Source organism: Lujinxingia vulgaris (assembly GCF_007997015.1).
GTDB lineage: Bacteria > Myxococcota_A > Bradymonadia > Bradymonadales > Bradymonadaceae > Lujinxingia > Lujinxingia vulgaris.
This window is the reverse complement of record NZ_VOSM01000001.1, coordinates 338,712-363,756: the sequence shown is the minus strand read 5'-3', so window position 1 is coordinate 363,756 and position 25,045 is coordinate 338,712. Positions and strand designations below refer to the sequence as shown.

Genomic DNA, 25,045 nt, shown 5'->3' with positions numbered 1-25,045 from the left:
TCCTTGCCTGGACCTGACAACTTCCCGGGGGCCGTGATCGTCTGACTGTCCTTCATCATCGCGAAACCATGTTCGTGGCGAAGGACGGAGGCACCTCACAGTCTCCTCCCTCCTCATGCTCATTTTCTCCAAACAAGCGTACTCGCCGTCGCCACTCTCCATTCGTAGTTCCGGCAATGCGAGCGCATCTACCGCATAAAATGGGGGCCAGCTCCCGTTTCAGGGGCTCGGTTGTAAAAAATCGTTTAGTATTGTAAGGCTTTGAAAGTATTTAGCTCTACCCCCTCCCCGAGTCCCCCCTGCTCTACCTTCCGAACTCAGCAAAAGAACACCATGTGTGTGGTGCCGGGCCTCTGTCCGCCCCAACTGCGGGGGAGATTTTGAGTCCTTGTCACACCCTCGATCCAGGTTTGTCATGAGATTTCGTCTCGTCTTGCTTTCTGTGCTTCTCTCCGTCGCCGTGGCCTGCGGTGATGAAGGGGTGGCATCCAACGTCAACCCGGATGTCGACGCCGGCGAGCCCGACGCCGATGTTGGAGAGGTGCTCCCCGATGACGCCGACGGCGACGGCCTCACCGATGCCGAAGAAGCAGCGCTCGGGACTGACCCCAACAACCCGGACACTGATGGCGACGGGGTCACCGATGGTGGTGAAGTCAGCCAGGGCACCAATCCGCTCAACGTCGACAGCGATCACGACGGGCTTAATGATGGCGAGGAGATGGCGGCGGGCACCGACCCGCTGAACCCGGATACCGATGGGGACGGGCTCAACGACGGTGACGAGGTCGATGACGGGACCGACCCGCTTAAGAAAGACACCGACGGCGACGGGCTCAACGACGATCAGGAGAAGGCCGAAGGCACCGACCCGCTCGATGACGACAGCGACGACGACGGGCTCTCCGACGGCGACGAGATCATGCTGGGGACCGATCCTCTGGATGAGGACACCGACGACGACGGGCTGCTCGACGGCGAAGATCCCAACCCCCTGATTCCCTTCAGCGACCCGAACGTGGACACCGACGGTGACGGACTCACCGACGCCGAGGAGCTCGATCTGGGTACCAACCCCAACGAGGTCGATACCGACGGCGACGGGATCAGCGACTACGACGAAGTCCAGCTGGGGACCGACCCGACCAATGCCGACACCGACGGCGACGGCATCCCCGATGGCGAAGATCCTTTCCCGCTTGAGCCGGCCGCCGACAATGATGCCGATGGCGACGGCATCTCCGACGACCTCGATCCCGATCCCAACAACGCTGACACCGACGGCGACGGGCTCTTTGATGGGGAGGAAGACGAGAACCTCAATGGCGAAGTTGACCCCGGTGAGACCTATCCGACCAACCCGGATAGCGACGGCGATGGCTTGAGTGATGGGGAAGAGGTTGTCCCCGGCAACGACGGTTTTGTCACCGATCCGCTGAGCAACGACACCGACAACGACGGCATCCTGGACAGCGTCGACCCCGATCCCACCGATCCCAACGTGCCCGGTGAAGGCGGCCCGGCGGATCGCGACGGCGACGGTGTCGCGGACGATGTGGATCCCGATCCGGACAACCCCGACACCGACGGCGACGGGCTGCTCGACGGTCAGGAAGACACAAACGGCAACGGCGTCGTCGACGAGGGTGAGACCGACCCGACCAACCCGGATAGCGACGGCGACGGCCTTGACGACTTCGAGGAGAGCATCCCGGGTGAAGATGGCGCGGTGACCGACCCGAACAACTCGGACAGCGACGGCGACGGGATTCTCGACAGCGTTGACGATGAGCCGACCGTGCCCGGAAGCGAAGCCGATAGCGCGGCTGACCGCGACGGCGACGGCGTGCCCAACGCCATCGACAACGATCCGGACAACCCGGACAGCGATAACGACGGGCTGCTCGACGGCCAGGAAGACAAAAACGGTAACGGCATCGTCGATCCTGGCGAGACCGACCCCTTCAGCGGTGATACCGACAACGACCGTCTCTCCGATGGTCTTGAGGTCAAGGTCTCGGATACCGATCCCAACGATCCGGACACCGATAACGACGGGCTGCGCGACGGCGACGAGGACGCTAACGCCAACGGCATCGTCGATGCGGGTGAGACCGACCCGCTCAATCCGGATACCGATGGCGACGACCTGAACGACGGGCTGGAGTCGGCCTACGGCACCGATCCGCTCGATCCGGACAGCGACGGCGACGGGCTTAACGACGGTGTTGAGGTTGCCATCGGCACCGATCCGCTGCTGGCCGACACCGACGGCGACACGATGACCGACAGTCAGGAGCGCGCGGCGGGAACCGACCCGCTGGTCCGCGACGCTTTTGACGATCCGGACGGTGACGGTCTGCGCAACATCGACGAAGTCGCCATCGGTACCCGCGCCGACAACGCGGACACCGACGACGACGGCGTGCTCGATGGCGTTGATCCCGACCCGCTCGATCCCTTCGTCCCGGGCCCGACCATCGGTGATAGCGATGGGGATGGGCTGCCCGACGCGGTCGATCCCGATCCGAACAACCCCGACGCCGACGGCGACGGGCTGCTCGACGGCCAGGAAGATCGTAACGCCAACGGCGTCATCGATGCCGGTGAGACCGATCCGATGGATGCGGACACCGACAACGACGGGCTTAACGACGGACTGGAAGACCTCAACGGCAGCGGCGAAGTCGACGCCGATGAGACCGACCCGCTCACCCCCGACACCGACGGTGACGGGTATTACGACGGTGTCGACAACCACCCTCTGGACCCGACGCTGCCGCTTCCGGGCGAGCTCGACAGCGACTTTGATGGTGTCCCTGACAGCGTGGACGGCGATCCCGACAACGCTGACGCCGATGGCGACGGGCTGCTCGATGGCCAGGAAGATCGCAACGGTAACGGCATCGTCGATCAGGGTGAAACCGACCCCAACGATGCGGACACCGACGACGACGGCATCGATGACGGCACGGAGGACCGCAACGCCAACGGCATCGCCGACGGCACCGAGACCGATGCGCTTAACCCGGACACCGACGGCGACGGCATCCTCGACGGTGTGGACAGTCACCCGCTGAACCCGGATCTTCCGGTAAGCGATGCGGACAGCGACGGCGACGGGGTGCCTGATATCTTTGACGCCTTCCCGAACAACGCTGACGCCGACAACGACGGGCTGCTCGACGGCCAGGAAGATCGCAATGGCGACGGCATCGTTGACCCGAATGAGACCTCTCCGATCATTGCCGACACGGACAGCGACGGCCTGGTCGACGGTCAGGAAGACCGCAACTCCAACGGACGCGTCGACGCTGGCGAGACCGATCCTCTGGATAACGACACCGACGGTGACGGTATCCTCGACGGCGTCGATCCCGAGCCTCTTATCGCCGACACCAACCCCACCGGCGACCTCGATGGCGACGGGCTTCCCAACGCGGTCGACCCCGATCCGAATAACCCGGACACCGACGAAGACGGCCTGCTCGACGGGCAGGAAGACAAGAACGCCAACGGCATCGTCGACGCTGGCGAGACCGATCCGACCAATGCGGACACCGACGGCGACGGCTTGAGCGACGGCTACGAAGACCGCAACTTGAACGGCGTCTTTGATTCCGGTGAGACCGACCCGCTCAACGCGGACACCGACGGCGACGGTATCCCCGACGGCGAAGACGCCCTGCCCGCTGCCCCGGAGTACAGCCGCGACACCGACGGCGACGGCACGCCAGACGAGCTCGACTCTGACGATGACGGCGACGGCCTCAGCGACGTTGAAGAGACGACCGCCGGCAGCGACGGCGTCATCACCAACCCGCTCAACCCGGATACCGACGGCGACGGCGTCAATGACCGTGAAGATCTGCGCCCGCTTAACCCGGACGCCGATGGCGACGGCCTGCGCGATGGCGAAGAAGACATCAACGGCAACGGTGTTGTCGACGCCGGTGAGACCGATCCTCTGGATCCGGACACCGACGGCGACGGCATCAACGACGGCGACGAGCTCGACCAGGGCACCGACCCGCTCACCCGCACGCTGACGGCCACCGGCCTTCAGCCCAACTACGGTAGCGAGAGCGGTGGCACGGCCTTCGTGCTCGAAGGCTCGGGCTTTGTCCCCGGCACCACCGTGAGCATTGGCGGCACGCCGGCCACCGGCATTGCGATCCTCTCACCGACCCGCATCGAAGGCCGTAGCCCGGCCGGAAGTGTGGGCTCGGCGGACGTGACCGTGACCGACACCGATGGCGAGTCGGTGACGATTGCCAACGGCTTCTCCTATGTCGTCTCCTCGACCATCGTGACCGACACGACCATCGACGCCGGCGACGAGACCTTTGAGGACGCCTGCCTGGTCATCGACGCTCCCATCACCGTGACCATCAACGGCACCCACCACTTCGAGTGCCTCCAGCTCAAAGACGGCGCGGTTCTGACGCACGACGAGGACAGCTTCCTCGACATCAGCGTCGACACCATCTTCAGCATCGACGCGGCGAGTGCCCTGGACGTCTCCGCCAAGGGCATCCTGGGTGCGGTGGAGGGCTCTGGCGAGCGCGGCACCTACGGGGGCGGCTCCCACGGTGGTCTGGGCGGTCGCAGCTCGAATGAGGTCAACGGCAACATCCAGTCGCCTTCGACACCCGGCTCCGGTGGCTACGGCAGCCGGCGCGGTGGCGGCGTGGCGCGCATCACCGTGGGTCCCTCCGGTTACACCCGCATTGACGGCGCGCTTCGTGCCGATGGCCAGCCCTACAGCAGCAACACCTACGGTGGCGGCGCCGGCGGCTCGATCTACCTCTCCACCCCTCAGCTGCGCGGTGACGGTGTCATCAGCGCCAACGGCGGTCAGGGCGGAAGCTCTGGCGGCGGTGGCGGTGGCGGCCGCATCGCGCTTGTGAACCTCGCGGTCGGTGGCCTCCACGATAGCTTTGCTGGCGAGTCGGTTGTCGACGCGGTGCAGTCCTGTGGCGGCACCGGCAACGAGGTCGGCGGCGCGGGCACGATCTTTGTGCGCAACACCGACCAGGAGAACGGTGACCTTATCGTCAACAACTGTGGCAACATCGCCACCACGCCGCTGCTTGCCCTAGGCGACAGCGTCATCAACGCCCTCGACGGACAGTCGATCAGCGACTTCAGCCTGAATGTTCCGGCCGACTGGTACGTGGGCAGCTACATCAAGCCCAACGTCGCCGAGAACGCCACCGAAACGCTCAGCGACGATACGGCCCTGGCGATTGTGAGCCACGACGCCACGAGCTTCATCCTCGACGGCGATCCGACGACGGCGGCGACGGTCAGCGACAGCTACCGGGGCATGCACATCTTCGATAACCTCCAGGTCATCGGCGGCGCGCAGCTCACAAGCCCCGGCGACATCCTGGTGCTCGAAGGTGACCGCTTCAGCGGCGACACCTCGACCTTTGAGACCTCCGGTGCGGTCAGCGCCAACTTCCTCGACCTGCCGGGCGTCACGCGTATGGGCCTGACCGGCCAGTTTGGCCACTGGTCAACGCCCGATGGCGTGGCGCGTATCGACTGGGTCGATGTGGAAGCAGCCCAGGGCACCATGGAGTCGCTTCGTTTCAACGACATCGCGCGCGTGGCCAACAGCACCGTGACCATCACGAACATCGATGGCCCGGGTGATCTGAGCGCCGAGGGAAGCACCCTGAGCGCCAGCCTCATCACCGTAGACTACGTCGATGTGCTCTCCTCCAGCGTGCTCACGCACACCACGGAAAGCGAAGACGGTCTCGCCATCATGGGCGCCTCGGGCATCTTTGTGGACGCGAGCTCCAGCATTGATGTGAGCGAGCGCGGCTACACCGGTCGCCCGGGCTTCCTGAACGACAGCGTGGGGACCTACGACGGCGGCACGCACGCCGGCCTGGGTGGTCGGTCTAACGGCTCAAGCCAGGTCTATGGCGACTACAGCGCGCCGAGGCATCTCGGTGGTGGCGGCTACGGCAGCCGTCGCGGCGGCGGTGCCGTGTGGATTGAGATGGCCCCCGGCGGGGTGATCGACCTCGACGGGACCATCGCGAGCAACGGCGCCCGCTACTCCAGCAATACCTACGGCGGCGGCGCCGGCGGCAGCATCTACATCAACACCAACAGCCTGCGCGGCGCCGGTGCCATCGAGGCCAATGGTGGCCAGGGTGGCTCCTCGGGCGGTGGCGGCAGCGGCGGACGCATCGCCGTCGAAGGCTTCACCCCCGCCAATCTCACCGGCAACTTCGCCCCTGAGCTCATCGACACCACCCTCACCGCGTATGGCGGCGGCAGTGGCAACGAGAACGGTGGTGCGGGCACCGTGTGGCTGCGCTCCCAGGCGCAGAACTACGGCGACATGATTGTCGACAACAACGACGCGATTCGACCCACGCCTCTGCTGGTGATTCCCACGGGCACCGTCGACACCATCACCACCTCGAGCATCGAAGACACCGCGCTGGACATGCCCGCCGACCTCTACCGCGGCGTGCGCATCAATCCCAACGTGGCTCAGAACGCCACCGATACGCTCAGCGATGATCAGCTCTTGCGGGTGACCGGCAATAGCCGATCCACGCTTGAACTCAGCGGTGACCCAAGCGCACTCAGCGCCGAGAACCGGGTGTTCAGCACGGTCTATGTCTTCGATAACCTGGAAGTTCGCGGTGGCGCACAGTTGGAGGCTCCGGGGGCTGAAATTCTCGTGCGCCAGGGTGATATCCACAGCGGTGACACCTCCACCATGCGTCTCTCCGGGGCGATCAACGCCGACTTCACCGAGCTCGCTGGCGTCAACCGCCTGATCTACGAGGGCGGCTTCGGCACGGTCGTGGGCGGAGAGACCATCTCGGTGGTCGACACAGTGAACACCGTCGCCGCGACCGGCACCATTGAGAAGCTCTGGGCTGGCTCGGTGGTGCGCATCGCCAACAGCACCATCAGCGGTGAGGAAGTTCGCAGCGACAACAACATCCGCATCATTGGCGCCTCGCAGGCCCGCTTTGAGAGGGTGGACCTCCCGGGCCTTCTGGAGCTGCGCGACAACGCCATGCTCAGGCACCCCGCCGGCAACGAAGAAGGCCTGAGCATCTACTCCCCGGCGCAGGTCAGCATCGCGGCCAACGCCGCAATCGAGCTCAGCGGCCTGGCTCCTAACCAGGTTCAGCCCAACACCGGATCGGTGGGCACCTACGCCGGTGCGTCTCACGGTGGCCTCGGCGGTCGAACCAGCAACAGCGCCTATGGCTCGTACATCTGGCCGACGACCTTCGGCAGCTCCGGCTACGGCAGCAACCGAGGCGGCGGAAAGCTCCACCTGACCATGGCCCCCGGCGGCGAGCTCACGCTCCACGGTCGTATCAGCGCCGACGGAAACCCGGGCTCAAGCTCCAACCAGGGCGGCGGCTCCGGTGGCTCCATCCTCATTGAGACGGCTACGCTCTCCGGTAGCGGCGTGATCACCGCACGCGGTGGTCTGGGCCGTACCAGCGGTGGGTCGGGCGGAGGCGGTCGCATCGCCCTCCACGGCATGGACGCAGGTGGCCTGCAGGGCAGCTTTGCCGGCACCACCATCTTCGACCATGTGCTCGCTCAGGGCGGCGGTGGCACCTACGTGGCCGGCGCAGGCACGATCTTCCTCAAGGGCGTCAACAACACCTACGGGAATCTGATCATCGACAACAAGACGCTCCCCGGAGTGACCCCGATGGTCGATGTCACCACGGCCACCGTCGACGAGGTCTTCGCCGATGGTCTGGCCAGCCTGAGCCTCTCGATGGCCCCGGACTTCTTCGCCGGTCAGAGCATCCGTCCCATCGCCTCCCAGGCCAACGACGGCGATCTTCGCGATGACCTCGTCCTGACCATCACCGGTCACAACGCCACGGACTTCTGGTTCGACGTGGCGCCCCTGGGCGGAAGTTTGCTCTCCAGCTTCGTGGCCGAGGGCGACACGCTGCGCGCCGCACACACCTTCGACAGCCTGGAGGTCCGCGGGGGCGCTCGCTTCGAGACCACCGGCGACGTGCTGGTCTACCAGGGCGATTACGCCAGCGAAGACGACGTAACCTTCGTGCTGCCGATCAACGCATTGATCAACGCGAACATCGTGGACTTCAACACCGCCACGCTGCTTGAGAGCGGCACGATCAACGCGACGGTCTACACCCGCTAACGCTGCTCGCGCGGGTTGGCTTCGGCCGACCTGCGCATCGACAGCGCTCAACGTAAAAAAGCCGGCCTCCGCAAGGAGGTCGGCTTTTTTCGATCAGGGGAGTGGGCTGAAAAGAGGAGCAAATTCTGCCGAGGTCGGGCGAGAATCAAGGGCACGGGAGCGATGGGAAACTCACCGACCGTTCTCGCCATCTTCGGCTACTCGTCCGCAGCACCATCCTCAAGTTCATGAAGGCTCGGCACCTGCGGAACTCGAAAATGCGGGTTATAAATCAGCCCCAACCGATTGCCGAAAGGATCGGCCAGCGACGCCACCCAGATCTCCTCACCGGTGTTCCAGGGCTCGACGAGTGAGGTCGCCCCGAGCTCAATCAATCGTTTGAACGAGGCCTGAATATCCTCGACACCCCAGAGCGTCTCGGAGCCCCCCAGCGATGGCGCCAGATCGCCAGCGACGGGCATCAAGCCAAGCTCGTAGCCGTGGACGTCAAAGCCCACGTAATGCTCGGTCTCGTAATACGGGGTGGTCTCAAAAGCCTCGCTGTACCAGGCGGTGGCGGCTTTTAAGTCGTCGACGGGGTAGATGACGGTGCGAAGTCCGAGCATAGAGGCTCCTTTCAATGCATCATGACCATCAAAATCTGACACGTTGAACGCGCTCAGACCTGAACACCAGAAGCGGGCTGCATGTTCACCCAATAGACGTATTCAGAACATGCTGAAGGTACTTCGTAAAGCTCTTCAAAGGCCATCACCCAACTCACGCCCTCGCATCCTCCCCACGCACAGCCCTGGCCACCGAGCCAAAGCGCAACATCACCGCCGGCACCACAACCATATTGAGCGCCGTTGACGAGATCAGCCCGAACACAATGACGATCGCCATCGGCGCCTGAATCTCACTGCCCGGCTCGCCACTGGCCAGCGCCAGCGGAAGCAGCCCCAGCCCGGAGGCCAGCGCCGTCATCAGGATCGGCGCGAGGCGCTCGGATGCGCCGCGGCTCACCGCTTCGAGTGGGTCTCGTACGCCCTCCTCTTCGACCAGATGGCGAATATGCGTCACGAGCATGATGCCGTTACGCGTCGCGATGCCAAAGAGGGTGATAAACCCGATGAGCGAAGCCACCGAAATCACGCCCCCGGAGACGTACACCCCGATCACCCCGCCAATCAGCGCCAGGGGTAAGTTGAGCATCACCAACCCCGCATCGCGGCCTGAGGAGAGCGCGACGTAGAGGAGCAGGAAGATGCCCAACACCACCATCAGACTCAGCCAGCTCAACGTGCGTGTGGCCTCCTGGGCGGCTTCAAACTGCCCGCCGTACTCCACAAAATAGCCGGGCGGCATCACCACGTTTGCCGAGACACGCCGACTCACCTCCTCGACCACCGCCCCCAACGCCTGGCCCTCGCCGACGTTGCTCATGACCACAATTTTGCGCTGACCGTTCTCGCGGCTGATTTGATTGGGCCCGCGGTCGCGCTGGATGTCGGCCAGCGCCTCCAGCGGCACCCACGCCCCGCCGGCGGTGGGAATCATCGTCTGACGCACGGCATCGAGGTCCTCAAGCGCCTCCTCGGGATAGCGCACCACAAGATCGACGGCGCGCCCCTCCTCCAGCACCCGGGAGACGGTGCGGCCATAAAACGCCGTCTCAATCGTCTCGGCCACGTCATCGACCTGAAGCCCGTAGGTGGCCAGCGCATCGCGATCAAAATGCACCTTCGCCAGCGGCAGGTTCGACTGCTCCTCCACCGCCAGGTCAACTACGCCGGGCACTCCCTCCATCTGCGCGCGAACCTCCTCGGCCAGCCGCCTCAACTCACCAAGATCCTCGCCGAAGATTTTTACGGCGATGTTGGCGCGCGTCCCCGAGATCATATGGTCGATGCGGTGGGAGATTGGCTGACCGATGACGACGTTGGCCCCGACCACGCTCTCAAACCGGCGCCGAAGCTCCGCCAGCAGCGCCGCCTCGCTGCGCTCCTTCTTCTCCAGCCGCACATCGATCTCCGAGGCATGAATGCCCTGGGCGTGCTCATCGAGCTCCGCGCGCCCCGTACGTCGGGAGGTCGCCTGCACCTCGGGCTGCTCCAGCAAAATCCTCTCGACCTGGTCGCCCAGGCGGTTCGATTCTGCCAGCGACGTCCCCGGGAAGCTGACCACCGAGATCGTCAGCGCGCCTTCGTTAAACTCCGGCAAGAAGGTGCGGTCGGCGCTCCACGCCCCCACGGCCGCCACCACCACACCCACCACCGACAACCCCACCAGCAGCGGCCAGGCCCCGATCACCCGGCTTAAGAGCGCATCGTAATGACGGCGCAGCCAGCGCACCGGCCCCGGCTCCTCGCCATCTCGCACCGCGCGGCTCCCCGGCAACAGGAGGGCGCAGAGCACCGGGGTGACCGTCAGCGCCACCAGCAAGGACGCCGCCAGCGACACGACGTAGGCAACCCCCAGCGGTTGCAGAAGTCGGCCCTCCACGCCCTGCAGAAAGAAGAGGGGCAAAAACACCAGGATGATGATCATCGTGGCAAACACAATCGAGCCCCGCACCTCTTTGCTGGCCAGGTACACCGTCTCGAGCAGCGAGCCCTGATGACCGGCGGCGGCCCGCTCCCGCAGCCGTCGCACGACGTTCTCCACGTCGATGATCGCGTCGTCGACCAGCGCGCCCACCGCGATCGCCATGCCTCCCAGGGTCATCGTGTTGAGGCTGGCGCCCATCGCCGAGAGCACCAGCACTGTCACGACCAGCGAGAGCGGGATCGCCAGCGCCGTGATCAACGTCGCTCGCCCGCTGAGCAAAAAGAAGCCGATGATCAGGATCACCAGAAGCGCCCCATCGCGAAGCGCGTGCGTCACGTTGTCGACGGCGGTCTCAATAAAGTCGGCCTGACGCAGCAGGCGCTGCTCCAGAATCATCCCCTCGGGGAGTCCCTCCGCCACCGTCTGCAGCGCCGCTTCCAGCTCTTCGCTGAGCTTAAGCGTGTTGACCCCGGGCTGTTTCTGAATGCCCATCACCACCGCCGGCGCTCCGTTGATCGCCGCATCACCCCGCTTTATGGCGCTCCCCATCACCACGTCGGCCAGATCCATCACCCGCAGCGGCGCCTTCGGGTCCGGGCGAACTACCGCGTTGGCAATATCCTCGGTGCTCCCCACGCGCCCCAGCCCGTAGATCAGATACTCCTGGCCCCCCTGCTCATAAAAACCCGCCGAGGTGTTCTGGTTGGTGGCGCGCACCGCCTCCACAACCTCTTCGAGCGTCACGCGATGCTCGGCCAACTTCTCCGGCCGCACCTGCACCTGGTACTGCATCACATCGCCGCCGATCGGCACCACCTGCGAGACGCCGGGCACCGCCATCAGGCGCCGCCGCACCTGCCAGTCCGCCACCGTACGAAGATCCCCCGGGCTATGCGCCCCATCCTCGGCGCGAAGCCCCACAAACAAGATCTCGCCCATGATCGAGCTGATGGGAGAGAGCACCGGCGGATCGATCTCCGGAGGTAGTGAGGGCGCGACGAGCTGGATCTTCTCGGCGACCAGCTGGCGTGCGGTGTAAATGTCGCTCCCCCACTCAAACTCCACCCACACCACCGAGATGCCCACCGACGTCGACGAGCGCACCCGCCGCACCCCGCTCGCGCCGTTGAGCGCCGACTCCAGCGGGAAGGTGATGAGCTGCTCGGTCTCCTCCGGCGCCATCCCGTGCGCTTCGGTGATCACGGTGACAGTGGGAGCCGTCAGATCCGGAAACACATCTACCGGCATCTGCCGCATCTGCAGCACCCCCCACACGATCAGCGCCGCGGCCCCCACGAGCACAAAGAGGCGGTTGGCGAGCGACCATCGAATCATCGCGTCAATCATAGGTTCTCCTCAGTGCGCGTGGCCGTGACCGATTGTTTCGGTGCTGGCCGATGCCAGCTTCACCGCGTAGGCGCCGCGGCTGACCACCCACTCGCCAGGCTCCACCCCCTGCGTCACTTCCACCCAATCCCCATCACGCGCCCCCAGACGCACCACCCGCCGTTCAAAGGACTCCCCGCCGGTCTGCACAAAGACCACCTCGGTGCCGTTATCATCGACGAGCGCCGAGACCGGAATCGCCGTAGCGACGCGCGGCGTATCGCTGACCAGGTTCGCGCGCACGTGCATCCCGGCGTAAAGCCGCGCCCCCTCAACCTCGCCACCATCGAGGTTGAAGTAGACGGGGAGCGTGCGCGTGGCCGCGTCGACCTCCTGCCCCACGGCGAGGAGCGCGTCGCGACTCAAGTCGATGACCGCCGCATCTGCGGAGGGCTTAAACCACACGCCCGAGACCGCATCGAGTCGATCCAGATAGGCCTGGGGCGCGTTGACCTGAAGCATCAGCTGGTGTGGCGATATGATGCGCGCCAGAGGCGCGCCCTCTTCCACCCAGGCCCCCGGCGACACATAGAGCTCCGCGAGGTTGCCCGCGATCGGCGCGGGGATGCTGAGGGTGTCGGCCCCGCCACTCAGGCGTTGGGTCTGCGTAAGGCTGCTGCGCCGACGTTGCGCGCTCTCCAGCTCCGCACGGGCCGACGCAAGCTCACTGGTCGCGTCCTCAAGCCGGCTCCGGGGCACCACGCCCTGCTCGGCCAGGGGAGTAAGGCGCTCGACCTCCAGCGAGGCGCGGTCGCGACGGATCAGGGCGCGGTCGACCGCCAGGTCGAGCGTGGCCGCGTCAGCGCCATCGCCCGGCGCGCTGCGAAGTCGCAAAAGCACCTGCCCGGCCTCATAGTTCCCGCCAAGCTGCGCCGGCCCCGACGGTCCCACCACCACCCGACCGCTGCGCGGCGCGGTGACCTCCACGCTTGCCCCCGGCGCCGGATGAACCTGCGCAAAGGCCGCGATTGTGGGGCGCACCTCCCGATCGTCGGCCCGCGTCACCCCGAACGCCACCTGCCACTGCTGCTCAAGCAGGTAGGAGATGCCCTCGTCATGCCCCTCGTCATCCCCGTGCTGTTTCGCGGCGTTTCCGGCGCCCGTGCGGCTGGAGAACACGATGAACTGCCCCAGCTCATGGTGCTCGTCGATCCCGGGCGCGCTGATATGCAGACTGACCTCCCGCGGCCCTACATGCGCCGGCGTCACAATCGGTCGGAAGATACCAGGCTGAGCCGGGCCATCGACCTCAAAGCGCTCCGCGGGGCTTGAGCCGCCGGAGAGCTCCACCACGACCGTCCCCTCCTCCAACGCGCGGTGATCGCTCATACGCGTCAGGTGCGCCGCAAACGCGCTCTCATCGCCACGCACCAACGCCGGAAACTCCACAAAGAGCTGCGTCGCATCGCCCCAGAGCGTCACGGTTTCGCTGGCACCCTCGTGGCCATGATCGTCGCCATGCGCGTCTTCGTCGCCATGCGCGTGTTCGTCGCCATGCGCGTGTTCGTCGCCATGCGCGTGATCATCGCCATGCGCGTGCTCATCGCCGTGCGCGTGTTCGTCGCCATGCGCGTGTTCGTCGCCATGCGCGTGATCGTCACCGGAATGGCACCCCACGGCGCTCGCGACGAGCAGACTGGCAAGCAGCCCCCCGATGGCCAGAAATGTCGTAGACGAGAGATTCATCGGGACGCTCCCACACCCTGAAGGCGCTGCAAGTCGAGGTCGGCGCGGCGCGCCTCCCACTGTAGTTCGATCCTTGCGAGCTGAAGTTCGAGCTCGCTCTCATAGACGTCGAGAAGCTCGGCCAGCGACGACTCGCCGGCCTCAAAGGACTGAAGGGCCTGGCGCGTCAACGCCGCGTCGGCCGCCGCATCCTCGGCCGGACGCAACGCCTGCATCGCCACACGGCGACGCTGCCTTGCGCCCTCCAGCGCGCGCTCGTACTGCTGGCTGACAAGCTCCAGCTCATGCTGCAGCGCGGCGCGCTCAGCCTGAAGCCTGGCCTGGCGTGGCGCGTCGGGGTTCCAGAGCGCCAGGGGCAGACTCAGCGCCACGATGACGCCGTGGCCCGTCAACGCGCCGGCCCGGTCCTGGCGATAGCCCACTCCCACCGTCCAGTCCCGCAGCCAGGGTGAACGCACGGCGTCGATCTCCGCGCCCAGGGCCTGAATCCGCGCCTGCAGGATGGCCTGATCTGGCGAGCGTGGTTCGGCCGCATCGCCGCCTTTTGAGGGTTCGAGCGCACCACCGAGCTCCGGCCGCTGCTCCCAGCCGGCATGGGACGTCAGCTCCGCCCAGGCCCCTTCCAACGCGCTACGCACCGCCGCCTCACTCGCCGCCGCAAGTTCAAGCTCCCGCGCGACGCGACCGCTCATGTAGGCCGAGGCATCCCCCCGCTCCACCCGCGCCTGCATCGCCTGGAGCGCCTCCTCCAGGCGCGCGCGCCAGCGCTCATGCTCGGCCAGCCGCGCCTGATGAAGTCGCACCTCATAAAACGCCACGCGCACCCGATGCGCCGTCTCCAGACGCCAGCGCTCATGTTCGGCGCGCTCGGCGCGCTCCCGGTGCGTAAGCCCCTGGCGAAGCCTTGTGCGCCAGCGGCTCACATCGAAGTTTTGTTCAACCACCGCGCTGAACTCCGAGGCCGCCAGCTCCGTCGACCCGCCGACCCGCTCATAGTCCAGGCTCAACGTGGGCGCAGACCGGCGAGTCTGCTCATCCACGCCGGCCCGCGCGGCGTCCAGGCGGCGCTCCAGCAAAAGCTCGGCCGGCGGCCGCGACAGCGCCGCGCGCACCGCCTCCGACACGCTCACCTCCTCAGCGGGCGCGGAGCTCTGGGCGTACGCCGACGCGCTCATCAGCACACCGACCATCACCGGCCCCAAAAACCGAGCCAGCCTCGGAGTTTTTCTCATCGTAGGTCGTCTCACATCACTCAAAGCGCTTTACCTCAGTGCAACGCGAGCGCGATCACACGCTCCATCAGGCCATGAAAAGGACCGGCTCCCAACCCCATGATGACAAGGACTGCCAACCACACCCCGACCGGGTGCGTCTGGCGAGCGGGCTCGTTCTGCGCCAGCAGACGCTCCACCCGAAGCTCCAGCGACGACGCCCCCAGCGAGAGCCCCACCGCCGGCGTCGCGAGCTTCAAGCGCGCCACCTTTAAGAGCGTCGCGGCCACCTGCACCCTCCCCTCCTCATTCGCCGCGCGCGCATCACAGGCCTGCTCTCGACCGAGCTCAATGGCGTCGAGCAGGACCTGGCGCGCGCGCGCCGGAAGCAACCAGGCCACGCACTGATCGGCCAGCGCCCACAACGTGTCGCGGCGCGCACAATGCGCGCGCTCATGGGCCAGCACCACGCGCAGCTCCGCTTCACTGAGCGCCTCGACCAGCCCGCGGCTCACCACCACGACCGGCCGCAAGAGCCCCACGCTGAACGCCACCGCCTCGCCAGTCTCCACCACCCGAACTTTCGAATCATCGCCCAGCGCCCTACTCACCCCCACCAGGGTGCGCGTGCTGGCGAGCGCCCCTTTGAGCGCGCCCAGATGACGTCCCACCATCACCGATGCCCCAAGCCAGGGCAGCAGCGCGAGCCCCCACAACGACCAGGTATGCGCCACATGCGGCGGATGAATCAGGCAGAGATGATGATGGGTCACATGCTCCAGGCAATGATCCCCATGCCCGGTCACACTCCCCACAATCCCCGGCAACAACGCGGCCCCGAGCATCAACGCCGGCACCCACAGTGGCGCGTAGAGCCACAGACGCGCACTCGCCGCACCCCGAACGAGCGCGGGACGCCGCGTGGCCAACGCCGGCAGCATCACCGCCACCGCCGCCCAGACCCACACCCCGACCATGCCTCCGGCCAATGCCATCGTCTCGATCAAGCCCGCCATCACTCACCGCCCTTCAGCCGCGCGTTGACCAGCGCCTCCAGCCGTCGCAGCGTCTCCTCACCATCGGCCTGAGCGATGTCGACAAACGCCGCCAGCAACCCGGCGCGCTCCTCCCCGGAGAAGCGCTCGGCGATCGACGCGATCAGCTGACGCTGAAGCTCGGCGCGGCTCACCGCCGCCCGATACTCATAGGCGTGGCTGACCTTCTCCCGCTCCAGAAGGCCTTTATCGAAAAGACGCTTCATCGCCGAAGACACCGTGTTCACCGAGATCCCCCGCTCCTCTCCCAGCACCTGATGCATCTGACCGGGATTGAGCGCTCCCTCCCGCCAGAGCACATCGAGCACCGCCTGCTCCAGATCCCCCAGCGCAAGATGGGGCATGCGTAATTCGTGGGCCATAAACATGTTCCTCCGTCAAAAAAACCACCTCCGGAGTACCCCCCGAAACTCCGAGCGTCAATCGGACTTTCCATCACGGGCGTACCTCCGGTCTGAAAAGCGCCCCGCCCACCTGCCAATCCCCCTTGCTGCTCGGGCATGAACTCCACGAGCGAGTGCCGATCTCGAGCCGAAACGCAAAAAACCTCGACCGCGAGCGCCGCGCTCGCGTTGAATTGCAAAAAATCACGTCCCCGACGCTCGGGCTCGCGGGGTCTCCGATACAAAGCACGTCCCCGACGCTCGGGCTCGCGAGGTTTCCGATACAAAACACGTCCCCGACGCTCGGGCTTGCGGGGTCTCCGATACAAAACACGTCCCCGACGCTCGATCTCGTGTTGATGTCCAAATTGATCGCGAGCTCGACACTCGATCTCACGTTTTGAACCGGGACGACGCGAGCTCGACACTCGATCCCGCGTTTTGAACCGGGACGTCGCGATCTCGGCGCTCGATCTCACGTTTTGAGTTCTCAAAACGCGTGCGCGACGCCCAATCTCGCATTTTGGATTCCCAAAACGCGTGCACGGCGCTCGATCTCGTATTTTAGCCTATTCCCTGAACAAAAAACGCCGGCGACCTCTCGGCCGCCGGCGTTTTTTGTTCATCGTCTGGCTTCGTTGAGTTCGCAGCTTAAGTCGTTGGCGACACGACAAAAAACGCGTTGCGCTCGACCACCTTCTACGAATCGTCGTCTTGAGTCGAGCTCGAGGCCAACTGACGAAGGTCAATGAGCGGCAAGCGAAACGACTCGCCAGCTTCGTCCATGAGCCTGGAGATCATAGGCCTCATATAACTCAAAATCGCCGACATGATGCTGAGCCGACACTGCTTCTCAAACACCTCGCGACTCAGGCTTCCGTCCTGCCTGGCGATCGCAGCGTATTCGATACGCAACTCGAAGGGTCCGTCCCCCTCCTCCCACTCCACTTCGACACGAAACGTTGTAATCGCCTCGTTGGGATCGTGCTCGTCAACCCCGACGCCTCCCTGGAGCGATAGTTTGTAGTCGAGTTCTTTCAGGTCAAAACTCTCTCGCTCTTCCGAAAACTTAAAATGAAGTTCACGAAGCGAAGTCCCTACGAGCTGAATCGGACTCAAGTAGTCATTATCCATCAGGCATAAACCTCATCAGCGTCGTCATCCGCAGCGTTTCGCCCCACGACTCGGACCTGTGTAACCTCGCCCTTACCGTGATTCTTATGCCTGACGTACGGACGGTTCGGTACCACACGCTTTATGACCGTCGCGTTCGTAGACTCTTCCAGCACCAGATTTACGGAGGATGGGCCATCACAATAAAAGGAATCGCTACTTCCTTCCAAACGCAGCATCTCACTCCACGTCCTGACAGTCACAAGGGCATGCGGGTTCGAAGCCCGTCGGAAATTCATGTCAGTGTGCGTTGAATGACGCTCGTAATGATCCTTCACAACCCCTGTGAAGGCGGACTCTGCTGACGGCACATGATTCAGACCTCGTCCAAGAACCGGTCCCTCGGGATGTTCAGACAATTCAGCCCCATAGGAGTGCAATGCAGAAACAATCCAATCCTCCGACGCAGATTCGATAACCTCCAACGCTTTTTCGAAGTCTTTTTCTAAGTCACGCGCCATCGCAAACCTCGCACTTTTTGATGATAGAAGGATCAAAAACGACGATCACCATACGAAACCCCGCGACCAACTGAGTTCCTACCGACTGTGTCGTTACTTGCCCCTCTTTCAAATGTACCGCAATCCGCACGCCCTTTACAGGCGGCCGGCCGGCGGCTTTCAACGCCTCCTGGGCAATCGAACGAGCGCGCCGTCCCGCGTGAATCCGCGAGCCTCCAATCCCCTTAGAGCGGCTTCGCTGTTCTTCGACCTGACGACTGAGTTCGCAATTTTTCGCAGCGTGTTCTGAGCGACGACGGTACTCAAATCGAGACATTCGCTCAGATCGATCTGCGCCTTCATGACTCTTGGCCCCTGTTGTTCGGCAACGCTCTTCGCCCACCACGCGGCGGTTTTCTCGTCGTTATCCCAAAAATAGATTCCCGGACCGAGCCAGCCGCTCTTCGATGGTAGCCACGCTCCTTCCCTCATCACCGCGAGGGCCTTCTCCTGGGAGCATCCGTGATACCCGATCGCTCTGTACGTAAAACTAGGCACGCGCACGTCTCCACGCAGTACTTCGACAACGCCACTGATCCAGACTTTCTTTCCAGATCGAGGGCACACCCGCGTCACCATTGCTCGCCCACCCTCCCATCACAAGCGCCACACAAAAAACGCCGGCGACCTCTCGGCCGCCGGCGTTTTTTGTTCATATTCTGGCTTCGTTGAACTTTCGTTTCGACCTTCGTTGCGCGCTCGTCACGAAGGTCGTCAGACGCCCTTTACACGTTCCCGGCCGCCTGCACCGAAGGCCTCAATTCGCCACAAAATTGAGAATCCGCCCCGGCACAAAGATCACGCGCCGAATGGTCTTGCCCGCTAAATGCTCCTCGACCTTCGGGTTGGCGCGGGCGAGTTTCACCACGGCCTCCTCGTCGGCGTCTTTGGGCACCGTGATCTCCCCGCGCAGCTTGCCCATCACCTGGACGGCAAGCTCGTAGGAGTCGTCCTCAAGCCACTTCTCTTCAAACGCCGGCCAGGGCGCGTTGATCACCGAAGGCTCATTCCCCAGGCGCTCCCAGAGCTCCTCGGCGGTATGCGGCGCGTAAGGCGCGAGCATCTGCACGAGCGGGGCGACCGCGCTCTTCGGCACCGTGTCGAGCTTATAGAGGAAATTCACGTACTCCATCATCGCGGCGATCGCGGTGTTGTAGCGCAGCTCCTCGGTGTCTTCGGTGACCTTTTTGATGGTGCGGTGCAGCTGGCGCAAGGTCTCATCGGTCGGGTCCTCGTCGACCATCGTCGCGCTCAAACCTTCGTCGCCAGCAATCAGACGCCAGATGCGCGAGAGGAAGCGGTGCACGCCGCTCACGCCGCGGGAGTTCCAGGGTTTGGTCTGCTCCAGCGGTCCCATGAACATCTCGTAGAGACGCAGGCTGTCGGCGCCGTACTCGGCAATCACGTCGTCGGGGTTGACGACGTTGCCGCGCGACTTCGACATCTTCTCGACGATCTCCTCAAGCTCCACGCCGTGCTCGGGGTGGAAAGGAACGTCGTTCTTCCAGACCACTTTGTCGGCCGGGATGGTGGCCGGCGAGAGATCCTGGCGATCGCCCACCTCTTTAAAGCTCACCGGCTCGCCAGCGGGGGTTTTGAAGTACTGGTAGGTCACGCCCAGGATCATCCCCTGGTTGACCACCCGCTGGAAGGGCTCTTTGGTGGAGACGACGCCGATATCGTAGAGCACCTTGTGCCAGAAGCGCGCGTACAAGAGGTGCAGCACCGCGTGCTCCGCGCCACCGACGTAAAGGTCGACGGGCATCCAGCGCTTTTCTTTCTCGGGATCGACCGGCGCTTCGTCGTTTTTAGGGTCGATGTAGCGCAGGTAGTACCAGCAGGAGCCGGCCCACTGCGGCATCGTGTTCGTCTCGCGGCGCGCGGGGGTGCCGTCGCGCGGATCGACGGTGTTGACCCAGTCCTCGATGGTCGCCAGCGGCGACTCACCGGTGCCGCTGGGCTGGTAGCGCTCCACATCGGGAAGGGTCAGCGGCAGCTGCTCTTCCGGCAGCGTCACGATCTCGCCATCTTCGCGATGCAAAATCGGGAAGGGCTCACCCCAGTAGCGCTGGCGGCTAAAGAGCCAGTCGCGAAGTTTGTAGTTGATGGTCCCCTGCCCCAGCCCGCGCTCCTCCAGCCAGGCGATGATGCTCTTCTTGGCCTCCTTGACCTTCATGCCGCTCAAGAAGTCCGAGTTCACAAGCTCGCCGTCGCCGGTATGCGCCGCTTCGCGGACGTCACCGCCGGAGATCACCTCCACAATCGCCAGGCCGTGAGTTTTTGCGAACTCCCAGTCGCGCTCATCGTGGCCGGGCACGGCCATGATCGCGCCGGTGCCATAGCCGTAGAGCACGTAATCGGCGATCCAGATCGGGATACGCGCGCCGTTGACCGGGTTGATGGCGTAGGCGCCGGTGAACACGCCGCTCTTCTCTTTCTGAAGCTCGGTGCGCTGCAGCTCGCTCTTGGTCGCGGCTTCCTTGCGGTAGGCGTCGACCGCCTCGCGCTGCGCCTCGCTGGCCAGGTCATCCACCAGGGGATGCTCCGGGGCGAGCACCATGTAGGTGGCGCCGAAGAGGGTGTCGGGGCGCGTGGTGAAGACGCGGATGTTGGCGTCGAGCCCCTTGGCCGAGCCGGCGTCGACCTTGAAGTCGACCTCCGCCCCCTGGGAGCGCCCGATCCAGTTGCGCTGCATATCTTTGAGGTGCTCGGGCCAGTCGATGATCTCCAGATCTTCGAGCAGGCGCTCGGCGTAGGCCGTGATCTTGAGCATCCACTGACGCATCGGCTTGCGAATCACCGGGTGGCCGCCGCGCTCGCTGCGACCGTCGATAACTTCTTCGTTGGCCAGAACGGTGCCCAGGGCCGGGCACCAGTTCACGGGAACTTCGGCGATGTACGCCAGCCCCTGCTCATAGAGTTTGAGGAAGATCCACTGCGTCCAGCGGTAATAGTCCGGGTCGGTGGTGTTGATCTCCCGATCCCAGTCGTAGGCAAAGCCCAGCGCCTGGAGCTGCCCCTTAAAAGTCTCGATGTTCTTGACCGTGGTGTCCCGCGGGTGGGTGCCGGTGTTGATGGCGTGTTGCTCGGCCGGAAGACCAAACGCATCCCAACCCATCGGGTGCAGCACATCAAAGCCCCGCGCGCGCTTAAAGCGCGCCATGATGTCGGTAGCCGTGTAGCCCTCGACGTGTCCCACGTGCAGCCCGGAGCCCGAGGGGTAAGGGAACATATCGAGCACGAAGAAGGAGGGTTTGCTGAGATCTTCTTCGACCTTGAAAGTCTTGTTCTTCTGCCAGAAGGCCTGCCACTTGGGCTCGATCTGATCGGGACGAAAATCGGACATGCTCGGGCTCGTTTGGAAAAAGTCGCGGTTGAATCCAGCTGAACAGCTCAATCGTTGCGCCCCACGCACACTGGCGCGGGGGGCTGCGGGGCAGGTGTAGCCCAGCCCCGAAGAGGGGGCAAGGAGCGCCGGCCCCCCGGCCTACGCCCGCTCAGGCGTCGGCGCCATAGGTTTTGTAGAGGTAAGCGACGATATCGTCGGACTCGAACATCGCCACATCGTGGTTGGGATCGATGAGGTAGGGCACCATCACTCGCCCCGCCAGCTCGCGAAACTCGGGGCGGCGCGCGGAGCCTTTGGCGACGTTTTTGACGTGGTAGTCGAGGTTGAGCTCGTTGAGGGCCTCGCGCACCTTTCGGCAAAATGGCGAGGCCTCAAAGTTGTAGAGAACGAGCGTTGATGCCGGTTGCGCGCGGGTTTCAAAGCCCGGGCGTACGCGGAGCCCCTTCGGGCGCAGCATCGTGGCCATGGAGCCGGCCACCGTGCTCGGCATGCTCGTCACAATGTCGAGAAGTCCGCGCCCATCGCCGTAATGCTCGTGCAGGTAGGCAATGATCGCCTCCGACTCCAGGAGCACCGTGTCGGTGTTGGGGTCCACCAGCATCGGAAACTGCATCTTGCCGCTGAGTTCAAGGGCGCGAGCGCGTTTGACCTCATCGCCTTTTGCGCTGGTGCGGTTGATGAACTCAAGATCGAGCTCGCTCATCGCCTCGCGCACCTTTCGGCAGTAGGGGCAGCCCTCATACTCGTAGAGCTCCAGCGTTTTGGCGGGGCGCGGCGGGTTCTCGCGGTTATGCGAGGTCACAAAAAGGCCTCGTCCCGCGCGCATCATCGAGACCATCAGAGAGTGGACGTTGTTCAGAGCAGACATCGCTTTCCTTGAGCGCAGGCGCGCCGACGAGGGAGGTTCAACAAAGATCAGGGCCGGTCGACGCGCACGCGGTAGGACCAGGCCCAGCCCGGTGAGCCGCACTCGGCGTCGCTGCCGGTGATCATGAAGAAGTAGTAGCCTGCTCCAAATTCCCCGGGAGCCCAGGGGAGCAGCGCATCAAAACGCCCGCGCTCATCGACCGGCACACACGTCTCCTCCCACTGATCCGAGCCCACCGCGCGGCGGTGAATGGTGATGTTGGGAAAACGCCCCCGGTACTCCCCTTCGATGCGCTGGCCGGCCAGGCCCTGGCCGAGCTCCAGCACCGTGGGAAGGCGCTTTTCTAAAAAGATGCCCTGGTGGGCAAACGCATCACGCGGAAGCGTGGAGTAATCGGTGTCGTCGCAGGTCAACGAGAGCGCGTTGCGCGAGGCATAGGTCGCCCGCGGCAGCGGAAAGGCGTAGCCCGCCCGGCGCGCCTCCTCAAAGCGCACCGGCAGCGTTACGCCCGCCAGGTTGCTCTGGGCAAAATGCAGGTGTGAGCCGCTGGAGAAGCCCGTGTTGCCACAGAGCCCCACGAGCTGCCCGGCGCAGACCTGCTCACCGGGCTGCACCAGCGCCCCGAAATGCTGCAGGTGGTAGTAGGAGGTGTAGGTGCCGTCGCCGTGGTCGAGCACCACGTAGTTGGCCTCCTCCACACACTCCGGATCGGAGCACCCCACGTTGGAGTCGCCGCGTGTCGACCAGACCACCCCATCGCGAGACGCCACCACGGGCGTGCCCTCCTCGCAGGCGAAGTCCACCGCGAAGGCCAGATCTTCTTTATGGCTGGTGTAGCCATGAAAGCCCTGGGTGACCTCGGCGCTATAACCTTCGCGAAAGGGGATCTTATGCTGGGGCGTGACCTGGTTGCGGCAGATGCCGCTTTTGTCGAGCTGAGCGCCGGCCAGGCAGACCGGCGATGGCGAACGAAAGGTGGCGCAGCCGGCCACAATCGCGAGCAGCACGAGCAGCACCACGATGCGGCCGCGCTTTGCCACGCGCTCCCACCCTGGATGCGCCGCCGCGCTCTGAGACTTCCCGACTGCTCGCACTGCTGATCACCTGCCGGCCCCGAACTCCCCGAGGCGCCTCACCATCGACGACATACTCTGGATGTGCACCCGCGAGCGGACCGCGCCCGAAGACCTCGCAAGGTGCAGAGTGGCGAGGATGATGGTGCCGCACCGCCGGCGCGTCAACCCACGGCGCTCCGAGCGGCAGGGCAATCGCAAAGTGGGTCCCCACCACCCGCCACCGTAGGGGGAGCCCTTATGGGTCCCCGCCTTGGGAGTTCCGGAGGGGCACAAGACCCCTCCCTACGGATTGGGTGGGTTCTCCATAAAAAAACCTCGTGGGACTTTGCGATTGCCCTGCTCCGAGCGGCGTTTTGACAGCGCCGCAACGCCGGTGACATCATCGCGCGCCTTCGATCCGGGGTTTTGTAGGGATGCATGCATCGATTCGCCCTTCTGCACGCTTAGGACATCATGGAACCGATCACCCTGGCCATACTGACCACGCTGGTGCTGCTGGCCGGCGGCGGGGTCACCCAGGCCGCTCGCCAGCGCCGCCGCGCCATTGAGCGCGCCAAGCTGCGCCAGGCGCTGCGCGTCTCGCGGCCGGTGGGCAACACCCGGGTGTCGATCTTTGATGTGTACTGGGATCTCGGCGCGTCGAGCTGGGCGCTGGAGCTGATGCACCACCACAACCTGTTGCCCTCCACCGAAGACGCGATCTTCGGGGCGTGGTCGCGGCTGGAAGATCTGGTGGCCGGCCACGGCAGCTACGACGCGTTTTTAGAAGACAGCCTGGAGGCCATTGGCGAGTTTTTCTCAGAACATCGCGAAGTGGGGAGCCGGCGCCAGCTGCCGGCGCTGAGCTATGAGGATCGCCGGCTGCTGGAGGTCGATGCCACGCCGGCTGGCGATGCAGCGGAAGACGACAACCTGCCGGTGCTGCGCCGCGCCGGCAGCGGCGTGCCCTCGCCACAGGAGGCCCGCCAGCGGCGGGCGCTGCGCGGGGATACCCGAAGCGGCGGCAATTGGGGTGCCGCGCTGGGTCTATCGGAGCGGGGATCGGCGATCTTCGACGTCGACCGCATCGGCAACCTCGACGCCGCGGCCGTGCTCGGCGCCTTTGTCAGCGGCGACCTCGGCCGACGCCTGGAGCAGTGGTGGAAGATGCGCCGGGTGCGCCAGCTTCGCGACGCGCTCGATGAGGAGCTGAGCGACTTCTACGCCTTCTACGCCGACATCGTGCACCGCACCCCCGACTTCTACGCGCCACTTTACGACGCGAGCTGCCGCTGGCGCGACGAGGCCACCCGCCAGCGCTTTGATCGCAAACGCCGCGACTGGCGTGGCGAGCGCTGGGGTGAGGCCGCAGACCTCTTGAGCGAAGACGCCGTGGCGCTTGCCGAAGCTCTGGCCGAGCGCGCCTTTAAAAACACCCACGACACCATCGAGACGCTTCACGCCCACGCCGCCCGCGGCCAGGTGGCGATGGCCGGCTACCTCGTCTACCTCAACGCCCACGCCTTCTTCGCCGGGCGTCACCCCGAATACGCCGATCGCATGCGCCGGGTCGACTTCGCCACCCACCGCCTCCAGGAAGAGCTGAGGAAGTTGCGCGACGAGGGCGTGCTCTGAGGATCGCTCCCTTCTTTTTATAGACTTGAGAAT

12 protein-coding genes are annotated in these 25,045 nt (G+C 64.7%); 2 read left to right on the top strand and 10 right to left on the bottom strand.

The features are described from left to right. Nucleotides 1-415: 415 nt before the first annotated feature. The gene (locus tag FRC98_RS01470) at nt 416-8,182 is read left to right on the top strand and encodes an IPT/TIG domain-containing protein (RefSeq protein WP_146979533.1); all 7,767 of its coding nucleotides are present in this window, start codon (nt 416-418) and stop codon (nt 8,180-8,182) included. Between the two features lie 197 nt (nt 8,183-8,379). Here FRC98_RS01470 and FRC98_RS01460 read toward each other — a convergent pair whose 3' ends face one another. The 10 genes from FRC98_RS01460 to FRC98_RS01415 all read right to left on the bottom strand — a co-directional run bounded on the left by FRC98_RS01460 (nt 8,380) and on the right by FRC98_RS01415 (nt 23,362). Next, nucleotides 8,380-8,787 carry a VOC family protein gene (locus FRC98_RS01460; RefSeq protein WP_146979531.1) on the bottom strand — a complete coding sequence of 136 codons (408 nt, stop codon included), beginning with the start codon at nt 8,785-8,787 and terminating at the stop codon, nt 8,380-8,382. Between the two features lie 154 nt (nt 8,788-8,941). Next, nucleotides 8,942-12,058, bottom strand: coding sequence for an efflux RND transporter permease subunit (locus tag FRC98_RS01455; RefSeq protein WP_146979530.1), 3,117 nt, complete (start codon nt 12,056-12,058; stop codon nt 8,942-8,944). Between the two features lie 9 nt (nt 12,059-12,067). Beyond that, nucleotides 12,068-13,783 carry an efflux RND transporter periplasmic adaptor subunit gene (locus FRC98_RS01450; RefSeq protein WP_146979529.1) on the bottom strand — a complete coding sequence of 572 codons (1,716 nt, stop codon included), beginning with the start codon at nt 13,781-13,783 and terminating at the stop codon, nt 12,068-12,070. Next, nucleotides 13,780-14,958 (bottom strand): TolC family protein, encoded by a 1,179-nt coding sequence (locus FRC98_RS01445; RefSeq protein ID WP_230467161.1) that lies wholly within the window; start codon nt 14,956-14,958, stop codon nt 13,780-13,782. The genes FRC98_RS01450 and FRC98_RS01445 overlap by 4 nt, the downstream gene beginning before the upstream one ends. 92 nt (nt 14,959-15,050) lie before the next feature. Beyond that, on the bottom strand, nt 15,051-16,010 hold the full coding sequence (locus tag FRC98_RS01440) for a M56 family metallopeptidase (RefSeq protein ID WP_146979527.1): 960 nt from the start codon (nt 16,008-16,010) through the stop codon (nt 15,051-15,053). Next, nucleotides 16,010-16,411 (bottom strand): BlaI/MecI/CopY family transcriptional regulator, encoded by a 402-nt coding sequence (locus tag FRC98_RS01435; RefSeq protein WP_230467160.1) that lies wholly within the window; start codon nt 16,409-16,411, stop codon nt 16,010-16,012. The genes FRC98_RS01440 and FRC98_RS01435 overlap by 1 nt, the downstream gene beginning before the upstream one ends. Nucleotides 16,412-17,131: 720 nt before the next feature. Next, on the bottom strand, nt 17,132-17,566 hold the full coding sequence (locus FRC98_RS01430; protein ID WP_146979526.1) for a hypothetical protein: 435 nt from the start codon (nt 17,564-17,566) through the stop codon (nt 17,132-17,134). Nucleotides 17,567-18,862: 1,296 nt separating this feature from the next. Then, nucleotides 18,863-21,451 (bottom strand): leucine--tRNA ligase, encoded by a 2,589-nt coding sequence (leuS, locus tag FRC98_RS01425; protein WP_146979525.1) that lies wholly within the window; start codon nt 21,449-21,451, stop codon nt 18,863-18,865. A gap of 151 nt (nt 21,452-21,602) precedes the next feature. After that, nucleotides 21,603-22,322 (bottom strand): glutathione S-transferase N-terminal domain-containing protein, encoded by a 720-nt coding sequence (locus tag FRC98_RS01420; protein ID WP_146979524.1) that lies wholly within the window; start codon nt 22,320-22,322, stop codon nt 21,603-21,605. A gap of 47 nt (nt 22,323-22,369) precedes the next feature. Then, nucleotides 22,370-23,362: a M23 family metallopeptidase gene (locus FRC98_RS01415; protein ID WP_230467159.1), complete on the bottom strand. Its 993-nt coding sequence runs from the start codon at nt 23,360-23,362 to the stop codon at nt 22,370-22,372. Nucleotides 23,363-23,851: 489 nt separating this feature from the next. On the opposite strand from FRC98_RS01415, the gene FRC98_RS01410 reads away from it, so the two are divergent. After that, nucleotides 23,852-25,012 carry a hypothetical protein gene (locus FRC98_RS01410; RefSeq protein ID WP_146979522.1) on the top strand — a complete coding sequence of 387 codons (1,161 nt, stop codon included), beginning with the start codon at nt 23,852-23,854 and terminating at the stop codon, nt 25,010-25,012. Nucleotides 25,013-25,045 lie beyond the last annotated feature (33 nt).